Annotated in this window: 13 protein-coding genes; 10 read left to right on the top strand and 3 right to left on the bottom strand. The window is 68.8% G+C overall.

What is annotated here, in order from left to right; translation table 11 throughout:
• Positions 1–41 precede the first annotated feature (41 nt).
• Complete coding sequence (locus KBC94_RS04410) at positions 42–2,441, bottom strand: LPS-assembly protein LptD (RefSeq protein WP_294366681.1); 2,400 nt, start codon at positions 2,439–2,441, stop codon at positions 42–44.
• 99 nt (positions 2,442–2,540) lie between these two features.
• Here KBC94_RS04410 and KBC94_RS04405 point away from each other — a divergent pair, with 99 nt between their 5' ends.
• Positions 2,541–3,623, top strand: a complete 1,083-nt coding sequence (locus tag KBC94_RS04405) for a phosphotransferase (protein WP_294366679.1) — start codon at positions 2,541–2,543, stop codon at positions 3,621–3,623.
• Positions 3,624–3,677: 54 nt separating this feature from the next.
• Here the strand turns inward: KBC94_RS04405 and KBC94_RS04400 are convergent, their stop codons facing one another.
• Positions 3,678–4,172, bottom strand: a complete 495-nt coding sequence (locus KBC94_RS04400) for an NUDIX hydrolase (RefSeq protein ID WP_294366677.1) — start codon at positions 4,170–4,172, stop codon at positions 3,678–3,680.
• A gap of 211 nt (positions 4,173–4,383) precedes the next feature.
• The gene (locus KBC94_RS04395; protein ID WP_366934642.1) at positions 4,384–5,172 is read right to left on the bottom strand and encodes a response regulator transcription factor; all 789 of its coding nucleotides are present in this window, start codon (positions 5,170–5,172) and stop codon (positions 4,384–4,386) included.
• A gap of 183 nt (positions 5,173–5,355) precedes the next feature.
• Between KBC94_RS04395 and KBC94_RS04390 the strand changes: the two genes are divergently transcribed.
• The 9 genes from KBC94_RS04390 to KBC94_RS04350 all read left to right on the top strand — a co-directional run bounded on the left by KBC94_RS04390 (position 5,356) and on the right by KBC94_RS04350 (position 18,649).
• The gene (locus tag KBC94_RS04390; RefSeq protein ID WP_294366675.1) at positions 5,356–6,501 is read left to right on the top strand and encodes a Re/Si-specific NAD(P)(+) transhydrogenase subunit alpha; all 1,146 of its coding nucleotides are present in this window, start codon (positions 5,356–5,358) and stop codon (positions 6,499–6,501) included.
• A gap of 18 nt (positions 6,502–6,519) precedes the next feature.
• The gene (locus KBC94_RS04385; RefSeq protein WP_017759014.1) at positions 6,520–6,849 is read left to right on the top strand and encodes an NAD(P) transhydrogenase subunit alpha; all 330 of its coding nucleotides are present in this window, start codon (positions 6,520–6,522) and stop codon (positions 6,847–6,849) included.
• 4 nt (positions 6,850–6,853) lie between these two features.
• Positions 6,854–8,338 carry an NAD(P)(+) transhydrogenase (Re/Si-specific) subunit beta gene (locus tag KBC94_RS04380; RefSeq protein WP_294366672.1) on the top strand — a complete coding sequence of 495 codons (1,485 nt, stop codon included), beginning with the start codon at positions 6,854–6,856 and terminating at the stop codon, positions 8,336–8,338.
• Between the two features lie 120 nt (positions 8,339–8,458).
• Complete coding sequence (locus KBC94_RS04375; protein WP_294366669.1) at positions 8,459–10,138, top strand: long-chain-fatty-acid--CoA ligase; 1,680 nt, start codon at positions 8,459–8,461, stop codon at positions 10,136–10,138.
• A gap of 154 nt (positions 10,139–10,292) precedes the next feature.
• Positions 10,293–12,647, top strand: a complete 2,355-nt coding sequence (locus KBC94_RS04370) for a xanthine dehydrogenase family protein molybdopterin-binding subunit (RefSeq protein ID WP_294366667.1) — start codon at positions 10,293–10,295, stop codon at positions 12,645–12,647.
• Positions 12,648–12,777: 130 nt separating this feature from the next.
• Positions 12,778–14,061, top strand: coding sequence for a glutamate-5-semialdehyde dehydrogenase (locus KBC94_RS04365; protein ID WP_294366781.1), 1,284 nt, complete (start codon positions 12,778–12,780; stop codon positions 14,059–14,061).
• A gap of 111 nt (positions 14,062–14,172) precedes the next feature.
• On the top strand, positions 14,173–15,474 hold the full coding sequence (gshA, locus tag KBC94_RS04360) for a glutamate--cysteine ligase (protein ID WP_234197242.1): 1,302 nt from the start codon (positions 14,173–14,175) through the stop codon (positions 15,472–15,474).
• Between the two features lie 164 nt (positions 15,475–15,638).
• Positions 15,639–17,507, top strand: a complete 1,869-nt coding sequence (locus KBC94_RS04355; protein WP_294366663.1) for a potassium transporter Kup — start codon at positions 15,639–15,641, stop codon at positions 17,505–17,507.
• 383 nt (positions 17,508–17,890) lie between these two features.
• The gene (locus KBC94_RS04350) at positions 17,891–18,649 is read left to right on the top strand and encodes a TSUP family transporter (protein ID WP_294366656.1); all 759 of its coding nucleotides are present in this window, start codon (positions 17,891–17,893) and stop codon (positions 18,647–18,649) included.
• Positions 18,650–18,722: the final 73 nt, after the last annotated feature.

Below are 18,722 nucleotides of genomic sequence, written 5' to 3'. Positions count from 1 at the left end.
GGAGAAAGCCCCCGTCGCCGGCGAGGCGGGCGGGGTCTTGCTCACTCATAGTTGGTGAAACGGCTCGGCGCCAGCGTGGGCTCGCGCAGCGAACGGTAGCGCGGCACATTGGTTTGAAGCGTGCGCATCGGGCTGGTTCCGAGGCTGGTGAAGCCCATGAACTCGATCTGGAACATGATGCGCTTGGTGGTCGTGGCCACACCGGTGCTGACCTTCTCCAGCACGACGCGCCCGATGTAGCAGCAGCCGTCGTACTCGACGCCCATCACTGCATCGGTGACCACCTTGTCGCGCAGGCTGTAGTTGACGCGGCCGACGGCATACCAGCGCCCGCCGCCCAGCCCACCGCCGGCCTTGGGCGAGCCCTTGTCGCCCCACAGGTCGTTCAGCGGCCATTGCCAGCCCAGGTCGATGGATTCGTAGCCCGAGTTGTTGACGGAGATACGGTCGTCCTGGTATCGGTACGAGGCACTGAGCGAGCGGTACGGGCCGGGCGTGTAGCGCGCGGTGATGGCGCGGCGCTCCGACTTGTCGATCTGCGGGTTGTACTGGACCGCGCCTTCGACACTCCACTGTGGATTGATGTTGATCTGCGCGCCCGTCACCACGTCGGATGCCCGGTCGGTGGCGGCGGTGCCGCCCGGCAGCGTCACCAGCTGGTCGGACAACCGCCGCCGCTGCGCAATGCCGAAACGGGCCCGTTCGAAGCCGGTGTCGGGGTCGATCAGCCGGGACGTCACGCCCAGGGTGACCGCCTTGGTGGCCGAGATGCGGTCATTGCCGGTGAATTCGTTCTCGGTGAAGAGCGACGCCAGGCTCAGGTCGCTCTTGGCGGTGTCGTAGACCGGCAGCGTGCTCTGGTCGCGATAGGGCGTGTTGACGAAGAAGGCGCGCGGCTCCAGCGTCTGCGTATAGGCCTTGCCGAAGAGACTGGTCTCGCGCTCGAAGGTCATGCCCGTGTCGAGGCTGAAGGTCGGCACCGTGCGGTTGGCCGAGGTCGCGCCGTTGGACAGCGGGCCGTCGAAGCTGTAGCTGGTACCCGACAGCGTGAGCTTGGGCGTGACGTAGTAGCCCGGCCGCACGAAGGGCCTCGACAGTTGCACCTGCGAGAACAGCCGGTCGGCGTTCGGCTGGCCCTGCTGGGTCGAATTGGCGCTGAAGCGCGTCAGCTCGTTGTTGAAGCTGAAGTCGAAGCCGTTCCAGTCGTACAGCGCGTAATTGGCCGTGAGCTGGGGCAGGCGGTCGTAGGCCGGCGTGATCGGCGCCTCGGTGTAGGTGAGCGTCTGCCACTTCTGGGCGAACAGGCGGCCGCTCCAGTCGCCCTTGCTCCAGTTGACCGTGCCGTCGGCCGACAGCTGACGCGAGGTCAGCGTGGGCGTGCGGGTGAAGTCGCGCCAGTAGTCGTCGTCGCTGACCCGGTCCACCGACAGATTGGCACTGAGCGTGTCCATGCCGAGGGTGCCGGCGTTGAAGTTCTGCCGGTGGCGCAGCCACAGGCCCCAGCGGTCGCGGTTGCGCAGCTGGTCGTCAGGCATGAGGTCGAAGCGCACCTCGCCGCTGTAGTCCTTCTCGAGGTAGCGGAACTCGTTCGCGATATTGATGCCCCGCTTGCTCATCACCGAGGGCGTGAAGGTGGCGTCGCGGTTGGGCGCAATGTTCCAGTAGTAGGGCAGCGTCAACTCCAGGCCGTTGACGCTGTCCATGCCGATGACCGGCGGCAGGATGCCACTCTTGCGCTGGTCGTCCAGCGGAAAGCTCACGCTGGGCAGGGCCGGCGAACTCATGCCCATGAAGTGCAGTTGCACGTTCTCGGCGACGCCGACGCCCTCGGCGCTGTCGGTGCGGAGGTTCTCGGCGCTGAGGAACCAGGCCGGCTTCCAGCCCGGCTGATCGTCCTCGCGGCGGCAGGTGGTGTAGGTGGCCCGGCGCGCGATCGTTCGGTCGGAATCGACGAAATCGACGCGGTCCGCCGTGCCATGGGCACCGTTGGTCAGCAGCTGGTAGCGAACGCTGTCGAAGAAACCCTCGAAGGTCTCGAGCTTGAGCTGCAGCCGCGGCCCCTCGTAGATGTTGCCGGCCTGGTTGACGCGCACGTCCCCTTCGGCGGTGGCCAGGTCCTGCGGCTGGTCGTAGTTGAGACGGTCGGCGCGGATGACCGTATCACCGCGGCGCAGGGAGGCGTTGCCCTCCACGGTGGTCTCCAGGTCGGGACGGCCGGAGATGCGGTCGCCCTGCACGATGCTGGGACGCTGGCTGCGCTCCGTCGGGAGGATGTTCTCAGTGAGCTGGGGGCTGCGGCGCAGCACCAGCGGCGGCTCGTCGGGCAAGGCGGGCGCAGACTGCGCCCAGGCGCCCTGGACGGCCGCGAGCGCCAGCGTCAGCAGCGCAAGGGGCAGCGGCGGCAGGCGTCGGTGCCCGGGGGCGCGGCTCTGGTCTGGCATGGATGCGTGTGGCAAGCGTCTCGGCGCTGGAGGCGGCCGGTCCTGCGGCCGGCACGCGCCCATCTGGGAGAGGGCGGATTTGTAGAATGTTGATTATCCATGACCGCTTCAGCGCCCCCTTCCGGCCCGGCTTCCATCGCCTGGGCCGATGCGTCCCGGGGCCGGGTGTTCGAGGCCTGGCTGGCCCGCATCGCGCCGGCCCACGCCCTGCAACCCGCCACCCTGCGCCCTGCTTCCGCCGACGCCAGCTTCCGCCGCTATTTCCGCATCGACGGCAGGGCGCCCGGCCTCTCCCGCATCGTGATGGATGCGCCCCCTGCCCAGGAGGATGCCCGCCCCTTCGTGCAGGTCGCCGCGCTGATGCGCGAGGCCGGCGTGCGGGTGCCGCAGATCCTGGACTGGGACGAGCCCAACGGCTTCCTGCTGCTGGACGACCTGGGCACGCACACCCTGCTGGACGTGATCGACCGCGAGCAGCCCGCGGCCAACTTGCCCCGCTACCAGCAGGCGGTGGACGCGCTGGTGCGCTGGCAGCAGGCCTCCCGCCCCGGCGTGCTGCCTGCCTATGACGAAGCACTGCTGCGCCGCGAGCTCGCCCTCTTCCCCGACTGGTATCTGGGGCGCCACCGGGGCGTGACGCTCGACGCGGCGCAGACGGCCACGCTGCAGCAGGCCTATGACCTGATCGTGCGCACCAACCTGGCCTCGCCTGCGGTGTATGTTCACCGGGACTTCATGCCCCGCAACCTGATGGTCGGCGCAGACCCCGACGTGCTGGGCGTGCTCGACTTCCAGGACGCGGTGCATGGCCCCATCACCTACGACATCGCCAGCCTGATGCGCGACGCCTTCCTGAGCTGGGACGAGGAATTCGTGATCGACGTGACGGTGCGCTACTGGCAGGCCGCGCGAAAGGCCGGGTTGCCGGTGGGCGACGATTTCGGCGAGTTCTACCGTGCCGTCGAATGGATGGGCCTGCAGCGCCACCTGAAGGTCGCAGGCATCTTCGCCCGCCTCACCCTGCGCGATGGCAAGCCCAAGTACCTGGCCGATGCGCCCCGCTTCATCGGCTACATCCGCACCACCGCCAGCCGCTATCGCGAGCTGACGCCGCTGCTGCGGCTCATCGACCGGATCGAGGGAACGGAAGCGCCGACGGGCTTCATGTACGGCCGGCCCTGAGACCGGCACGGCTTGCGGCAGGATCTGCGGCCGCGCCCCGGACAACCAGGGTCCTCAGGCCGGCCCCGGCATGTGCACCGAGCGGTCGGTGTGGATCAGGTCCAGCGGATGCCGCTGGCCTGCCAAATAGTCCTCCACACATTGCAGCAGCAGCGGGCTGCGGTGGCGCTCGACACTGGCACGGATCTCCTCCGGCGTCATCCACAGCGTGCGCACGATGCCCTCGTCCAGCGCCCGCCCGGGATCGAGCGCGCCGACCTGCCCGGCAAAGGCGAAGCGCAGATAGGTGATGTCGGTGTCGCCCTCGTCGCCGGGCGAGCGGCGCTCGAAGCGGGCCATGTAGATACCCACGATGGACGTGGGCGTGAAGGCATGGGCCGTTTCCTCCAGGGCCTCGCGGGCGCAGCCTTCGGCGGGCGTCTCGCCGGCTTCGAGGTGACCGGCTGGGGTGTTCAGGCGCAGTCCCCGGTCCGTGTGCTCTTCCACCAGCAGGAAGCGGCCTTCCTTCTCGATGACCGCCGCCACGGTCACATTGGGTCTCCAGCGCATGAAAGGATCTCCGGACAGGTTGCATGCCCGACGGGCGAGGTGGTGCGTTCCTCGCCCGCCGGGCAGTGCCGCGGACGCCCGCATGAAGGGCAGCACGGCGGGGGAAAGCCGCGCACTTTAGCGCGCCCGCCATCGCATGCACGTCTGCCGCGGCAGGAGGTTCGCGCCGGGCAACAGGCAGCCGACCTCGCAAGGCAGGGAAGCGAGCCCGTCAGCCGAACGCGCGCAGCGACGACCGGGGCATCTCCGACGGGTCCACGGATTCGAGTCGGTAACCCATGCCGTAGGTGGCGGTCAGCATGAATCCATGTTCGGGGCGCAGCGCGAGCTTGCTGCGGACCCGGGAGATGTGGGTGTCCAGCGAGCGGGAGCCGTCCTCGCGGGCACTGCCCCAGATGGTGGCACGCAGGTAGTCCCGGCTCAGCAGCCGTCCCAGGTTCTGGAACAACAGCAGGGCCAGTTCGTACTCGCGGTTCTTGAGCTCGACGGGCTGGCCGTCCATCAGCAGTTGGCGGGCGGCGGGCAGGAAGCGGTAGCGTCCATAGTCCTGAGGCTGGTCGCCGCCGACCGAGAAGCGTGCCCGCCGCATCAGCGCTTCGGCACGGGCCTGGAGTTCGGCGACGCGCAGGGGCTTGCTGATGAAGCCGTCGGCGCCGGCACCCAGCGCCTCGACCAGGTCCGCCTCGTCGCACCGGTGCGTGAGCAGGATCACCGGCACCGAGGTGCCGAAGCTTTCCCGCACGAGCCGCAGGAGGGCGCCGATGTCGAGGTTGGGCAGATCCCAGTCGAGGACGAGCAGATCGAACTCCTTGGCACGCAGGCCGGGCTGCAGATCGGCACTGCGGTCGAAGCAGTGGCACTCGTGGCCTGCTTCGGTCAGCGCCGCGCTGATCAGCGCCTGTTGATCCAGTTCGTCGTCCAGCACCGCAATGCGCATTCCCTCTCTCCCATTCGCCTCGGGTCTGTCGAGCATCATGTCTTCGCCCAGGCGGCGCGGCATGCTACCCATCCAGGGCCCTCCGCGTGAAGGAAGTTCCGCACGGAAATCGTCTCCTGCCGTCGGCGTGGCGGTCGGTGGCACGGCGACGGCTTGTCGCCCAGGCGCGCCGGGGCCCGTCAAGTTACTGTAAGCTTTGGCGAAGTTGGGGCGGCCGAGCCGCTGTGGTGACGAGGAGATTCCAAGATGCTGATCGGAGTGCCCGCCGAGTGCGTGGCCGGTGAATCGCGCGTGGCCGTCACGCCCGAGACCGCCAAGAAGCTGGTGGCCCAAGGCCACCAGGTGCTCATCCAGTCCGGGGCCGGCCTTGCCGCCAGCGCCCCCGACGCCGCCTATGAGGCCGCCGGGGCGCAGACCACGGATGCCGCGGGGGCGCTGGGGGCCGAACTGGTGCTCAAGGTTCGCGCGCCCACCGACATCGAATGCGCCGCCATGAAGCCCGGCACGGTCGTGGTCGGCATGCTCAATCCCCACGACGCGCCCGGCCTGCAGCGACTGGCTTCGGCCGGGCTGACCGCCTTCGCGCTGGAAGCCGCACCGCGCACCACGCGCGCGCAGAGCATGGACGTGCTCTCCAGCCAGGCCAACATCGCCGGCTACAAGGCGGTGATGATGGCCGCCAACGCCTACCAGCGCTTCTTCCCGATGCTGATGACGGCCGCAGGCACCGTGAAGGCAGCCCGCGTGGTCGTGCTGGGCGTGGGCGTCGCAGGGCTGCAGGCCATCGCCACCGCCAAACGCCTGGGCGCCGTCATCGAGGCCAGCGACGTGCGCCCCAGCGTCAAGGAACAGGTCGAGTCGCTGGGCGCCAAGTTCATCGACGTGCCGTACGAAACGCAGGAGGAGCGCGAAGCCGCCGAAGGCGTGGGCGGCTATGCCAGGCCGATGCCCGCGAGCTGGCTCACCCGCCAGCAGGCCGAGGTGGCCAAGCGCGTGGCCCAGGCCGACGTGGTGATCTCCACCGCGCTGATCCCCGGCCGGCCCGCGCCCACGCTGATCACCGAGGCCATGGTGCGGGCCATGAAGCCCGGCGCGGTGATCGTCGACATCGCCGCCGGCCGCGGTCCGGACGTGCACGGCGGCATGACCGGCGGCAACTGCCCGCTGACCGAGGCTGACCGCACGGTGGTGCGCCACGGCGTGACGCTCATCGGCGAGACCAACCTGCCCGCCCTGGTGGCCGCCGATGCCTCGGCGCTCTACGCCCGCAACGTGCTGGACTTCCTCAAGCTGATCCTGCCCAAGGAGGGCGGCCTCAAGATCGACCTCGAGGACGACATCGTCGCCGCCTGCCGCGTCGCGCAGGACGGCCAGGTCACCCGCAAGGCTTGAGAAGAAGGAACGCGCACCATGGACATCGTCAACCCGACCCTCATCAACCTCACCATCTTCGTGCTGGCCATCTATGTCGGCTACCACGTGGTGTGGACCGTCACGCCCGCGCTGCACACGCCGCTGATGGCCGTGACCAACGCCATCTCGGCCATCGTCATCGTCGGCGCCATGCTGGCGGCGGCGCTCACCACCACGCCGCTGGGCAAGGTGATGGGCGTGGCAGCCGTGGCGCTGGCCGCGGTCAACGTCTTCGGCGGCTTCCTGGTCACGCGCCGGATGCTGGAGATGTTCAAGAAGAAGGAGCGCAAGGCGCCCGCTTCCTCCACCGGCGCCGAGGGGAAATGACACCATGTCGATGAACCTCGTCACGCTGCTCTACCTGGTGGCCAGCGTCTGCTTCATCCAGGCGCTCAAGGGCCTGTCGCACCCGACCACCTCGATCCGCGGCAACGTCTTCGGCATGGTGGGCATGACCATCGCCGTGCTGACCACGGCGGCACTGATCGTGCGCCTGGCCGGCTCGCCGCTGGGACTGGGCTGGGTGCTGGTCGGTCTGGTGATCGGCGGTGGTGCCGGCGCCTTCATGGCCCAGCGTGTGGAGATGACCAAGATGCCCGAGCTGGTCGCCTTCATGCACAGCATGATCGGCCTGGCGGCGGTGTTCATCGCCGTGGCGGCGGTGGTGGAGCCCTGGGCCTTCGGCATCGTGCCTCCGCCGGCCACGGGCATGGTCACCTACACCACCCAGGCCGGCATCGTGATCACCCAGGGCGTGGCGCGGATGCCGATTCCCTACGGCAACCGGCTGGAGCTCTTCCTCGGTGCCGCCATCGGCGCCATCACCTTCAGCGGCTCGGTCATCGCCTTCGGCAAGCTGTCGGGCAAGTACAAGTTCCGCCTCTTCCAGGGCGCGCCGGTGCAGTTCAAGGGCCAGCATGCGGTGAACCTGGTGCTCGGCCTGGCGACCATCGGCCTGGGCCTGGTGTACATGGCCACCGAAAGCTGGAGCGCCTTCCTGCTCATGCTGGCCCTGGCCTTCGTGATGGGCGTGCTGATCATCATCCCCATCGGCGGCGCCGACATGCCGGTGGTGGTGTCGATGCTCAACAGCTATTCGGGCTGGGCGGCGGCGGGCATCGGCTTCTCGCTCAACAACAGCATGCTGATCATTGCCGGCTCGCTGGTGGGCAGCTCGGGCGCGATCCTGAGCTACATCATGTGCAAGGCGATGAACCGCTCCTTCTTCAGCGTGATCCTGGGCGGCTTCGGCGGCGAGGCCACCGCGGCCACGGCCGGCAGCGCGGTGCAGCGCCCGGTCAAGAGCGGCAGCGCCGACGATGCCGCCTTCGTGCTGGGCAATGCCGAGACGGTGATCATCGTGCCCGGCTACGGCCTGGCCGTGGCGCGCGCCCAGCATGCCGTCAAGGAACTGGCGCAGAAGCTCACCGACAAGGGCGTCACCGTCAAGTACGCCATCCATCCGGTGGCCGGCCGCATGCCCGGCCACATGAACGTGCTGCTGGCCGAGGCCGAGGTGCCGTACGACCAGGTCTTCGAGATGGAGGACATCAACAGCGAGTTCGGCCAGGCCGACGTGGCCATCATCCTGGGCGCCAACGACGTGGTGAACCCGGCCGCGCACACCAAGGGCAGCCCGATCTACGGCATGCCGATCCTGGAGGCCTACAAGGCCAAGACGGTGATTGTGAACAAACGCTCGATGGCAGCCGGCTATGCGGGCCTGGACAACGAGCTCTTCTACATGGACAAGACCATGATGGTCTTCGGCGACGCCAAGAAGGTGGTCGAGGACATGATGAAGGCGGTCGAGTAAGCCCCTGCCACGTCCCGGGCGGCGGCGCGGCCGCCACCGCCGCTTTGCTACGATTTCAAGAGCCCCGGCCGCCGCCGCAGCAGCGGCCGCTTTTCATTCAGGACACTGGAGACTTCGCACATGACCGACCGCCCCTGGCTCAGCAGCTATCCGCCGGGCGTGCCTGCCGACATCGACCCCGCGCAGTACGCCTCGCTGGTGGCGCTGATGGACGAGAGCTTCAGCCGCTATGCGGACCGCCCCGCGTACAGCTTCATGGGCAAGCTGGTGAGCTATGGCGAGGTGGACCGCGCCAGCCAGTCCTTCGCCGGCTACCTGCAGGGACTGGGCCTGGCCAAGGGCGACCGCGTGGCGGTGATGATGCCCAACTGCCCGCAGTACCCCATCGCGGTGGCGGCCATCCTGCGCGCAGGCCTGATCCTGGTGAACGTGAATCCGCTGTACACGGCGCGCGAACTGGAGCACCAGCTCAAGGACAGCGGCGCCAAGGCCATCGTGATCATGGAGAACTTCGCGAATACGCTGCAGAAGTGCATCGCGAATTCGATGGTCAAGCATGTGGTGCTGGCCTCCATGGGCGACCGGCTGGGCCTGCTCAAGGGCGCCATCGTCAACTACGTGGTGCGCAACGTGAAGAAGCTGGTGCCGGCCTTCAGCCTGCCGGGCGCCGTGCGCTTCAATGACGCACTGTCGCAGGGCCGCCGCCGCGGCCTGCAGGCGCCGGCCATCGGCGGCGACGACGTGGCGGTGCTGCAGTACACCGGCGGCACCACCGGCGTGAGCAAGGGCGCGGTGCTCCTGCACCGCAACGTGATCGCCAACGTGCTGCAGTCGCAGGCCTGGAACAGCCCCGTGATGCAGCGCGTGCCGCAGGGCGAGCAGCCCACCACCGTGTGTGCGCTGCCGCTGTATCACATCTTCGCCTTCACGGTCGGCATGATGCTGTCGATGCGCACGGGCGGCCTGCTGATCCTCATCCCCAATCCGCGCGACCTGGCCGCCACGCTCAAGGATCTGTCCAAACACCGCATCCACAGCTTCCCGGCGGTCAACACGCTGTTCAACGGCCTGGCCAACCATCCGGACTTCAACACCGTCGACTGGAGCCACCTCAAGATCTCGGTGGGCGGCGGCATGGCGGTGCAAAGCGCGGTGGCCAAGCTGTGGCTGGACAAGACCGGCTGCCCGATCTGCGAGGGCTACGGCCTGTCCGAGACTTCGCCCTCGGCCACCTGCAACCCGACCACCAGCCAGGAATACAGCGGCACCATCGGCGTGCCGCTGCCCAGCACCGAGATCACGTTGCTGGACGATGCCGGCCAGCCGGTGCCGCTGGGTCAGGTGGGCGAGATCGCATTGCGCGGCCCGCAGGTGATGGCCGGCTACTGGCAGCGCCCGGACGAGACGGCCAAGGTCATGACCGCGGACGGCTGGTTCAAGACCGGCGACCTGGGCGTGATGGACGAGCGCGGCTACACCAGGATCGTGGACCGCAAGAAGGACATGGTGTTGGTCAGCGGCTTCAACGTGTATCCCAACGAGGTCGAGGACGTGGTGGCCACCCTGCCCGGCGTGCTCGAGTGCGCGGTGGTCGGCGTGCCCGACGACAAGACCGGCGAGGCCGTCAAGCTGGTGATCGTCAAGAAGGACCCGGCCCTCACCGAGGAGCAGGTGCGCAGCTTCTGCCACGACAACCTGACCGGCTACAAGCGGCCCAAGATCATCGAGTTCCGCACCGACCTTCCCAAGACGCCCGTGGGCAAGATCCTGCGGCGCGAACTGCGCGACGCGCGCAAATAGCCCGACCTACAGGACAGGGCGGCGCGGCGCTTGCATGGCGCCAGCGCCGTCCGGCCGCCCGATGGCCATGGCCCGCACCGCAAGCGTGCCAACGATGAACCGGGTAAAACGGGCGGCGGTACGTGCAACACCTTTTCCCTCCACGGAGACACCCATGCTGGACAAAGTGCATTCCGCCGCTTCGACCCCCGCCCCTTCCGCCGGCCGCTTCGGCAGCGGCCAGGCCGTGCGCCGGCTGGAAGATGAAGCCCTGCTCGCCGGCCGCGGCCGCTACACCGACGACATCCTGACGCCGGACTGCGCCGCGCTGGCCTTCCAGCGCTCACCCCATCCGCATGCGCGCATCCGCAGCATCGACGCCGACGCCGCGCGGGCAATGCCGGGCGTGCTGGCCGTCTACACCGGCGCCGACCTGGTGGCCCAGGGCGTCCAGCCCATCCCCGGCGTGGCCGGCTTCGTGCGCGCCGACGGCTCGCCCGGCGTGACCGCAGCACGGCTGCCGCTGGCGCACGACGTGGTGCGATTCGTCGGCGAGCCGGTGGTGGCCGTGGTCGCCACTTCGCTGCAAGCCGCCAAGGATGCCGCCGAGGCCGTGTGGGTCGACTACGAAGACCTGCCTGCCATCCCCACCCTCGATGCCGCGCTGGCCGAAGGCGCGCCGGCCCTGTGCGACGCGGCCCCCGACAACATCAGCGCCGAGATGCGCCACGGCGATGCGGAGGCCACGGCCCGCGCCTTCGCCCAGGCTGCGCACGTCGTCGAACTCACCATCGACAACCAGCGCGTCGCCGCCGTCACGCTGGAGCCGCGCGCCGTGCTGGCCGAGGTCGACGCCCAGGACGGCCGCCTCAGCCTGCAGATGAGCACCCAGATGCCCACCGGCGTGCGCGGCACGCTGGCGACGGTGCTCGGGCTGCCGGCCGAGCAGATCCGCGTGCGAGTGAGCGACGTGGGGGGCGGCTTCGGCATGAAGACCGGCCTGTACCCTGAGGACGCGGTGGTGGCCTTCGCTGCCAAGGCACTCGGCCGCGGCGTCAAGTGGACCGGCGAGCGCTCCGAGGAATTCCTCACCACCACCCACGGCCGCGACGTGCGCGCCCGCGCCGCCATGGCCCTGGACGCCAACGGCCGCGTGCTTGCCCTGCGCGTGCACAGCGACGCCAACGTGGGCGCCTACCCGACGGGCACGGGCGTGGCCATCCAGCTGCTGATTGGCCCCTGGGTGCAGACGAGCGTCTACGACATCCCGGTCATCGACTTCCACTTCCGCGCGGTGATGACCAACCAGTCGCCCACCGGCGCCTACCGCGGCGCCGGCCGGCCCGAGGCCATCTTCCTCATCGAGCGGCTGATGGACGAGGCGGCGCGGCAGACCGGCATCGACCGCGTGACCCTGCGCCGGCGCAACTTCATCCGCCCGGAGCAGATGCCCTACACCAACCCGATGCGCCAGACCTACGACACCGGCGCCTTCGAGCACATGATGGACCGCGGCCTGGCCTTCGCCGACTGGGACGGCTTCGACGCCCGCGCCGCGGAGTCGGCCGCGCGCGGGCTGTGGCGCGGCCTGGGGATCGCCACCTTCCTCGAATGGACGGGCGGCAACGTGTTCGAGGAACGCGTGACGGTGGACGTGCAGGCCGACGGCGTGATCGAGGTCTATTCGGCCGTCAACGCCATGGGCCAGGGCATCGCCACCACGCTGGCGCAGCTGGTGGTGGACGCCTTCGGTGTGCCTATCGAGCAGGTGCGCGTGGTGCTGGGCGACACCGACCGCGGCAATGGCTTCGGCAGCGCGGGTTCGCGCTCGCTGTTCACCGGCGGCTCGGCCATGCGCACCGGCGCCGACCGCACCTTGGCCCGCGGTCGCGAGCTGGCGGCCGAGGCGCTGGAGGCGGCGGCCGCCGACATCGACTACGGCCAGGGCCGCTTCACCGTGCGCGGCACCGACCTGGGCATCGGCCTGTTCGAACTGGCCGGCCGGCAGGCCGAGGGCCGGATCTTCGTCGACTCGACCAGCAAGGTGGACGGCCCCACCTGGCCGAACGGCTGCCATGTCTGCGAGGTCGAGGTCGATCCGCAGACCGGCGACGTGGCGGTGGTCGCCTATGCCTCGGTCAACGACGTCGGCCGCGTGGTCAATCCGATGATCGTGCGCGGCCAGCTCGACGGCGGCGCCGTGCAGGGCATCGGCCAGGCGCTGCTGGAGCAGGTGGTCTACGACGACGCCACCGGCCAGTTGGTCACGGGCAGCCTGATGGACTACGCCCTGCCGGTGGCCGGCACGGCGCCCGACTTCCGCACCGAGATGGACGAGTCGGTGCCCTGCAAGAACAACCCGCTGGGCGTGAAGGGCGTGGGCGAGCTGGGCACCATCGGCGCCACGCCGGCGGTGGTGAACGCGGTGGCGGATGCGCTCGCGCGCAACAGGCGCGGCGCGCTCGCACCCCGTCTGCAGATGCCGCTGACGCCGGTGCGGGTCTGGTCGCTGCTGCAGCAGGCGGATTGAGAGGCTGGGCGTTCGGGCCGGGCTCCGACAGGCTCAGCCCGAACGGTGCGAGGGCGGTTGGCCTACACAAGCTTCGGCCGAAGCAGCCGCGATCCCCTCGCCTCGCCCCGGGCACGGGCCCGGTGAGAAAATCGCGTCCATGAACGCGATCTCCACCCTCGAACTGATGAACACGCTGGGCGCCCAGGCGCGCGCGGCGTCGGCGCAGATGGCCAAGGCCAGCGCCGCGGCCAAGGCCCGTGCGCTGCGCAGCCTGGCCGAACGGCTGCGGGCGAGCGTGGAGCCACTGGCCGAGCACAACGCCCGCGACCTGGAGCGCGCCCGCGCGGCCGGTCTGGCCGAGCCGATGGTGGACCGCCTCAAGCTCACGCCCAAGGTCATCGCCACCTGCGCCGAAGGCTGCGAGCAGCTGGCCGCCATGCCCGACGTGATCGGCGAGATCATCGGCATGAAGCAGCAGCCGAGCGGCATCCGCGTGGGCCAGATGCGGGTGCCCATCGGCGTGTTCGGCATGATCTACGAGAGCCGGCCCAACGTGACCATCGAGGCGGCCAGCCTGGCGATCAAGAGCGGTAACGCTGCCATCCTGCGCGGCGGCTCGGAGGCCATCGACTCCAACAAGGCCCTGGCGGCCCTGGTGCGCGCCGCGCTGCTGGACGCCGGCCTTCCCGAGGACGCCGTCCAGCTGGTGCCCACCACCGACCGCGACGCCGTCGGCCGCCTGGTGGCCATGCCCGAGTACGTGGACGTGATCATCCCGCGCGGCGGCAAGGGCCTGATCGAGCGCATCAGCCGCGAAGCCAAGGTGCCGGTCATCAAGCACCTCGACGGCAACTGCCACACCTTCGTCGATGACAGCGCCGATCTGGACATGGCCGTCACGCTGGTCGACAACGCCAAGACGCAGAAGTACAGCCCCTGTAACGCCACCGAGGGCCTGCTGGTGGCCCGCGCCATCGCGCCGGCCTTCCTGCCGCGCATCGGCGCCGTCTTCGCCGCCAAGGGCGTGGAGATGCGCTGCGACGCCGAGGCGGCAGCCCTGCTGGCCGGCCAGCCGGGCGTGGTGGCCGCCACCGAGCAGGACTGGTTCGAGGAATACCTGGCGCCGATCATCAGCATCAAGTTGGTGGACGGTGTGGACGAGGCCATCGACCATATCAACCGCTATTCCAGCCACCACACCGACGCCATCGTCACCAACGACCACAGCCATGCGCAGCGTTTCCTGCGTGAGGTCGATTCGGCCAGCGTGATGGTGAATGCGAGCACGCGCTTCGCGGATGGCTTCGAATACGGGCTGGGCGCCGAAATCGGCATCAGCACGGACAAGTTCCACGCCCGCGGCCCGGTGGGCATCGAGGGGCTGACCTCGCTGAAGTACATCGTTCTGGGGCAGGGCGAGATCCGCCGCTGACCCGGCTGCGTACCAGCAAGAGGCCGCTGCGCTGTCATGGGAGCGGTCAGGCCGGCTGCCTACAATCGCCGGTCCGCCTCTGGCCGCAAACCCGCATAACAAGGCAGCCGCATGGTTCCGCATCTCGTCACCGCCCTGACCGGCCCGATCAACGAACTCGAGCAGCGCATCCTCGACAGCATGCCTGCCATCGAGCGCTGGTTCCGGCTCGAGTGGATGGAGCACACCCCACCCTTCTACACAGCGGTGGACGTGCGCAACGCCGGCTTCAAGCTGGCGCCGGTGGACGCCAACTTCTTCCCTGGCGGCTGGAACTACCTGACCACCGAGATGCTGCCGCTGGCGGTGCAGGCTGCCCAGGCCGCGATCGAGAAGATCTGCCCCGAGGCCCGCAACCTGCTGGTCATCCCCGAGAACCGCGGCCGCAACACCTCGTACATGGCCAACGTGGCCCAGCTGGTGCGCATCTTCCAGATGGCCGGGTTGAACGTGCGCGTCGGCTCCATCGACCCGGCCATCAAGTCGCCCAAGAAGGTGGAGCTGCCCGACGGCAGCACCGTCTGCCTGGAGCCGGTGGTGCGCAGCAAGCGCCGCCTGGGCCTGAAGAACTTCGACCCGTGCACCATCCTGCTCAACACCGACCTGGCCGCCGGCACGCCCGGCATCCTGGAGGACCTGCATGAGCAGTACCTGCTGCCGCCGCTGCATGCCGGCTGGTCGGTGCGGCGCAAGAGCAACCACTTCCACAGCTACGAGGAAGTCTCCAAGCGCTTCGGCAAGCTGCTGGGCATCGATCCCTGGCTGATCCAGTCGATCTATGGCCGCGCCGAGGGCGTGGACCTGGCCCGCGGCAAGGGCGTCGAGGGCCTGACGGCGGCGGTCGACCAGGTGCTGACCAAGGTGCGCCGCAAGTACAAGGAATACGGCATCAACGAGAAGCCCTTCGTCATCGTCAAGAGCGAGAACGGCGCCAGCACGCTGCCGATCTCGACCATCCGCGATGTCAAGGAACTCGAGGCCCTGACCAAGAAGCCGCGCCAGAAGGCCATGGCCGGCGCCACCACCGACGACGCCGGCCCAACCGACGTGGTCGTGCAGGAAGGCGTGCTCACGCGCGAGCGCGTGCACGACGGCATGGCGGAGCCGGTGGTCTACATGATGGACCGCTACGTGGTGGGCGGCTTCTACCGCGTCCACCCTGACCGCGGCCCGGACGAGAGCCTGGCCCTGCCGGGCGCGAGCTTCGTGCCGCTGGCCTTCTCGCAGAGCGGCCACCTGCCCCAGCCGGGCGCCAAGCCGGGCGCCAGCGCGCCCAACCGCTTCTACATGTACGGCGTGATCGGTCGGCTGGCCATGGTCGCCGCCTCCTACGAACTCGAGGCCACCAACCCCGAGGCCGAGGTCTACGAGTGATCCGGCGCCGCCCGGCCGACGCCCGCGCGGGCTTGCGGCGACATGGGCGGCGCGCACAATCCACACTTCCACAGCAACGGAAAAACGAGGGCGGAGCTTGGCTCCCCGGCGCCGCCAGGCCGCCGGCGGGGTGAGGCGCGGCCCAGCCCTTTCCTCGCCACTTCGTGTCTGCCTCCAAGTCTTCCATGCCGGCGCTCGTGCTCGGCGCCATCGGCATCGTCTATGGCGACATCGGCACGAGCGTGCTGTACGCCATCAAGGAAATCTTCGGCCACGGCCACGTGCCGTTCACCATCGAGAACGTGTACGGCATGCTCTCGATGATCTTCTGGACGATGACCATCATCGTTTCGCTGAAGTACGTGGTGCTGGTGCTGCGGGCCGACAACGAGGGCGAAGGCGGCCTGGTGGCCATGCTGGCACTGGCCTCGCGGGCGGTGGCCGACAAGCCGCGCCTGCGCAACGGCATGCTGGCACTGGGCATCTTCGGCACCGCCCTCTTCTATGGCGACGGCGTGATCACGCCGGCCATCTCGGTGCTCTCCGCGGTCGAAGGCCTGGAAGTGGTGTCACCGCACTTTACCGGCTACGTCATCCCGATCACGCTGGTGGTGCTGTTCTGCCTGTTCGCGGTGCAGAAGCGCGGCACGGCCGGCATCGGCCGTTTCTTCGGACCGATCACGCTCACCTGGTTCGGCGTGCTGGCACTGCTGGGCGTGGCGCAGATCCTGACGCACCCCGAGATCCTCAAGGCCGTCAGCCCGCACTACATGCTGCGCTTCATCTGGGACAACCCGGGCACCAGCTTCATCATCCTGGGCGCGACGGTGCTGTGCGTGACCGGGGCCGAGGCGCTGTATGCGGACATGGGCCACTTCGGCAAGGGCCCGATCCGCATCGCCTGGTTCTCGGTGGTGATGCCGGCCCTGGTGCTCAACTACTTCGGCCAGGGCGCCTTGCTGCTGGGCAATCCGGCGGCGGTGAAGAACCCCTTCTTCCTGATGGCGCCCGAGTGGGCAGTAGTGCCCGTCGTGCTGCTGGCCACGGCCGCCACAGTGATCGCCTCGCAGGCCATGCTGACGGGCGCCTTCAGCGTCACGCGGCAGGTGATCCAGCTGGGCTACCTGCCGCGGCTGCGCATCGAGCACACCAGCGCGCGCTCGGCCGGGCAGATCTACATCCCCTTCATCAACTGGTCGCTGTTCGTGGCCATCGTGCTGGCAGTGGTGATGTTCCGCAGCTCCAGCAACCTTGCCGCGGCCTACGGCATCGCCGTGACCACCGACATGCTGATCACGACGATGCTCACCTTCTTCGTGATCCGCTATGCGTGGAAGCTGCCGCTGCTGCTGTGCCTGGGCGCGACGGCCATCTTCTTCGTCATCGACTTCGCCTTCTTCGCCTCCAACCTGCTCAAGCTGCCGCAGGGCGGCTGGTTCACGGTCATGATCGGCATGGGCGTTTTCACGTTGATGATCACCTGGAAGCGCGGACGCAGCCTCATGGGCGATGCCCAACGCGCCGACGCCATCGATCTGCGCAGCTTCCTGGAGGCGGTGTTCGTCAGCCCGCCGGCGCGCGTCGAGGGCACGGCCGTCTTCCTCACGTCAGAGGCCGGCGTGGTGCCCACGGCGCTGCTGCACAACCTCAAGCACAACAAGGTGCTGCACGAGCAGAACCTGTTCGTCACGGTGCGCAACCACGAGGTGCCCTGGGTGCCCATGGAGCGCCGGGTCGAGATGGAGCCGCTGGGCCACCACTGCTGGCAGATCACCATCCACTACGGCTTCAAGAACGACATCGACCTGCCCCGCGCGCTGGAGCAGGCCAAGCTGCGCGGCTGCCAGCTGGAGCCGATGACCACCAGCTACTTCATCTCGCGCGACACCGTGATCCCGACGCTGGGCAGCGGCATGGCACCCTGGCGCGAGAAGCTGTTCGCGCAGATGCACCACAACGCCAGCGGCGTGGCCGACTTCATGAGCCTGCCGAACAACGCGGTGGTGGAGCTGGGCTCCAAGATCGAGATCTAGCCGCGCATCCGCCCATGCGCGCCGACGGGATGCGGGCGCCTGGGCGGCGTCCCCGATGCCCGCACGCTGCCCGAATCCGGGCCACGGGTTAGTCCCAATGCACTACCGCGGTGCAGGACCTAAAGTCCTGCCACTCGCAGCAGGCACCGCCCTGCTGATGCGCGAGGGTCTGAGGAGACAAATCCAGAAAAATCAAAATTCATGAGATTCCCAAAGGCCTCCGTCCGACGAGAAGCCAGACAACTTTCAAAGCGCCGCTCAGTCGGCGCTTTTTTTTGTCCATCACCCGAGCGGACCTGCCCACATCCTGCCGAGAGCGCTACATAACGGCCGCTCTGCCGCTCCCAAAACAGGAGCGTTTCCGCTGCGACAATCCTGCCCCTATGGAATGGGCATGGATGGCATTGGCCTCGCTGACGGCGGGATTCATGGACGCGATCGTCGGCGGCGGCGGGCTGGTGCTGGTGCCAGCGCTGTTCGCCGCCTTTCCCGACACCGCCGGTGCCACGCTGCTGGGCACCAACAAGAGCGCCTCGGTCTGGGGCACGGCCGCCTCGGCCGCGCAGTACCTGCGGCGCGTGCGCCTGCCCTGGCGCTCGCTGTCGGTGGCGGCGGTGCTGGCCTTCGGCGGTTCGCTCACGGGCGCCTGGGTGGTCACCTGGGTGCCGACGGATGCGCTGCGCAAGGCGCTGCCCGTGGTGCTGGGGGCGCTGCTGCTCTACACCCTGGCGCGCAAAGACCTGGGCCTCACGCACCAGCCGCGCTTCGCGGGCAAGGCCGAACTGGCCGCCACCGGTGCCGTCGGCCTGCTGCTGGGCTTCTACGACGGCATCTTCGGGCCGGGCACAGGCAGCTTCCTGATCTTCCTGTTCGTGCGTTGGCTGGGCCACGACTTCCTGCATGCGTCGGCCAGCGCCAAGGTCATCAACATCATGACCAACCTCGGTGCGCTGCTGCTCTTCGGGCTCAAGGGGCATGTGATCTGGACGCTCGGGCTGGCGATGGCCGTGGCCAACATCAGCGGCAGCCTGATCGGCACGCGGCTCGCGCTTCGGCATGGGGCCGGCTTCGTGCGCGGCGCCTTCATCGTCGTGGTGAGCGCGCTCATCTGCAAGACGGCCTACGACGCGTTCCTGCGGTGAGCGTCGGTTGACAGGGGTGGGCGGTCGCGCCCGCGCGTCGATGCCCACCACGGCTGAAGACGCCGGCATGGCA

The organism is Pseudacidovorax sp., from assembly GCF_017991995.1.
Taxonomy (GTDB): domain Bacteria; phylum Pseudomonadota; class Gammaproteobacteria; order Burkholderiales; family Burkholderiaceae_C; genus Xenophilus.
Note: the sequence above shows the minus strand (reverse complement) of the source record. Positions and strands in the feature narration are given on the sequence as shown.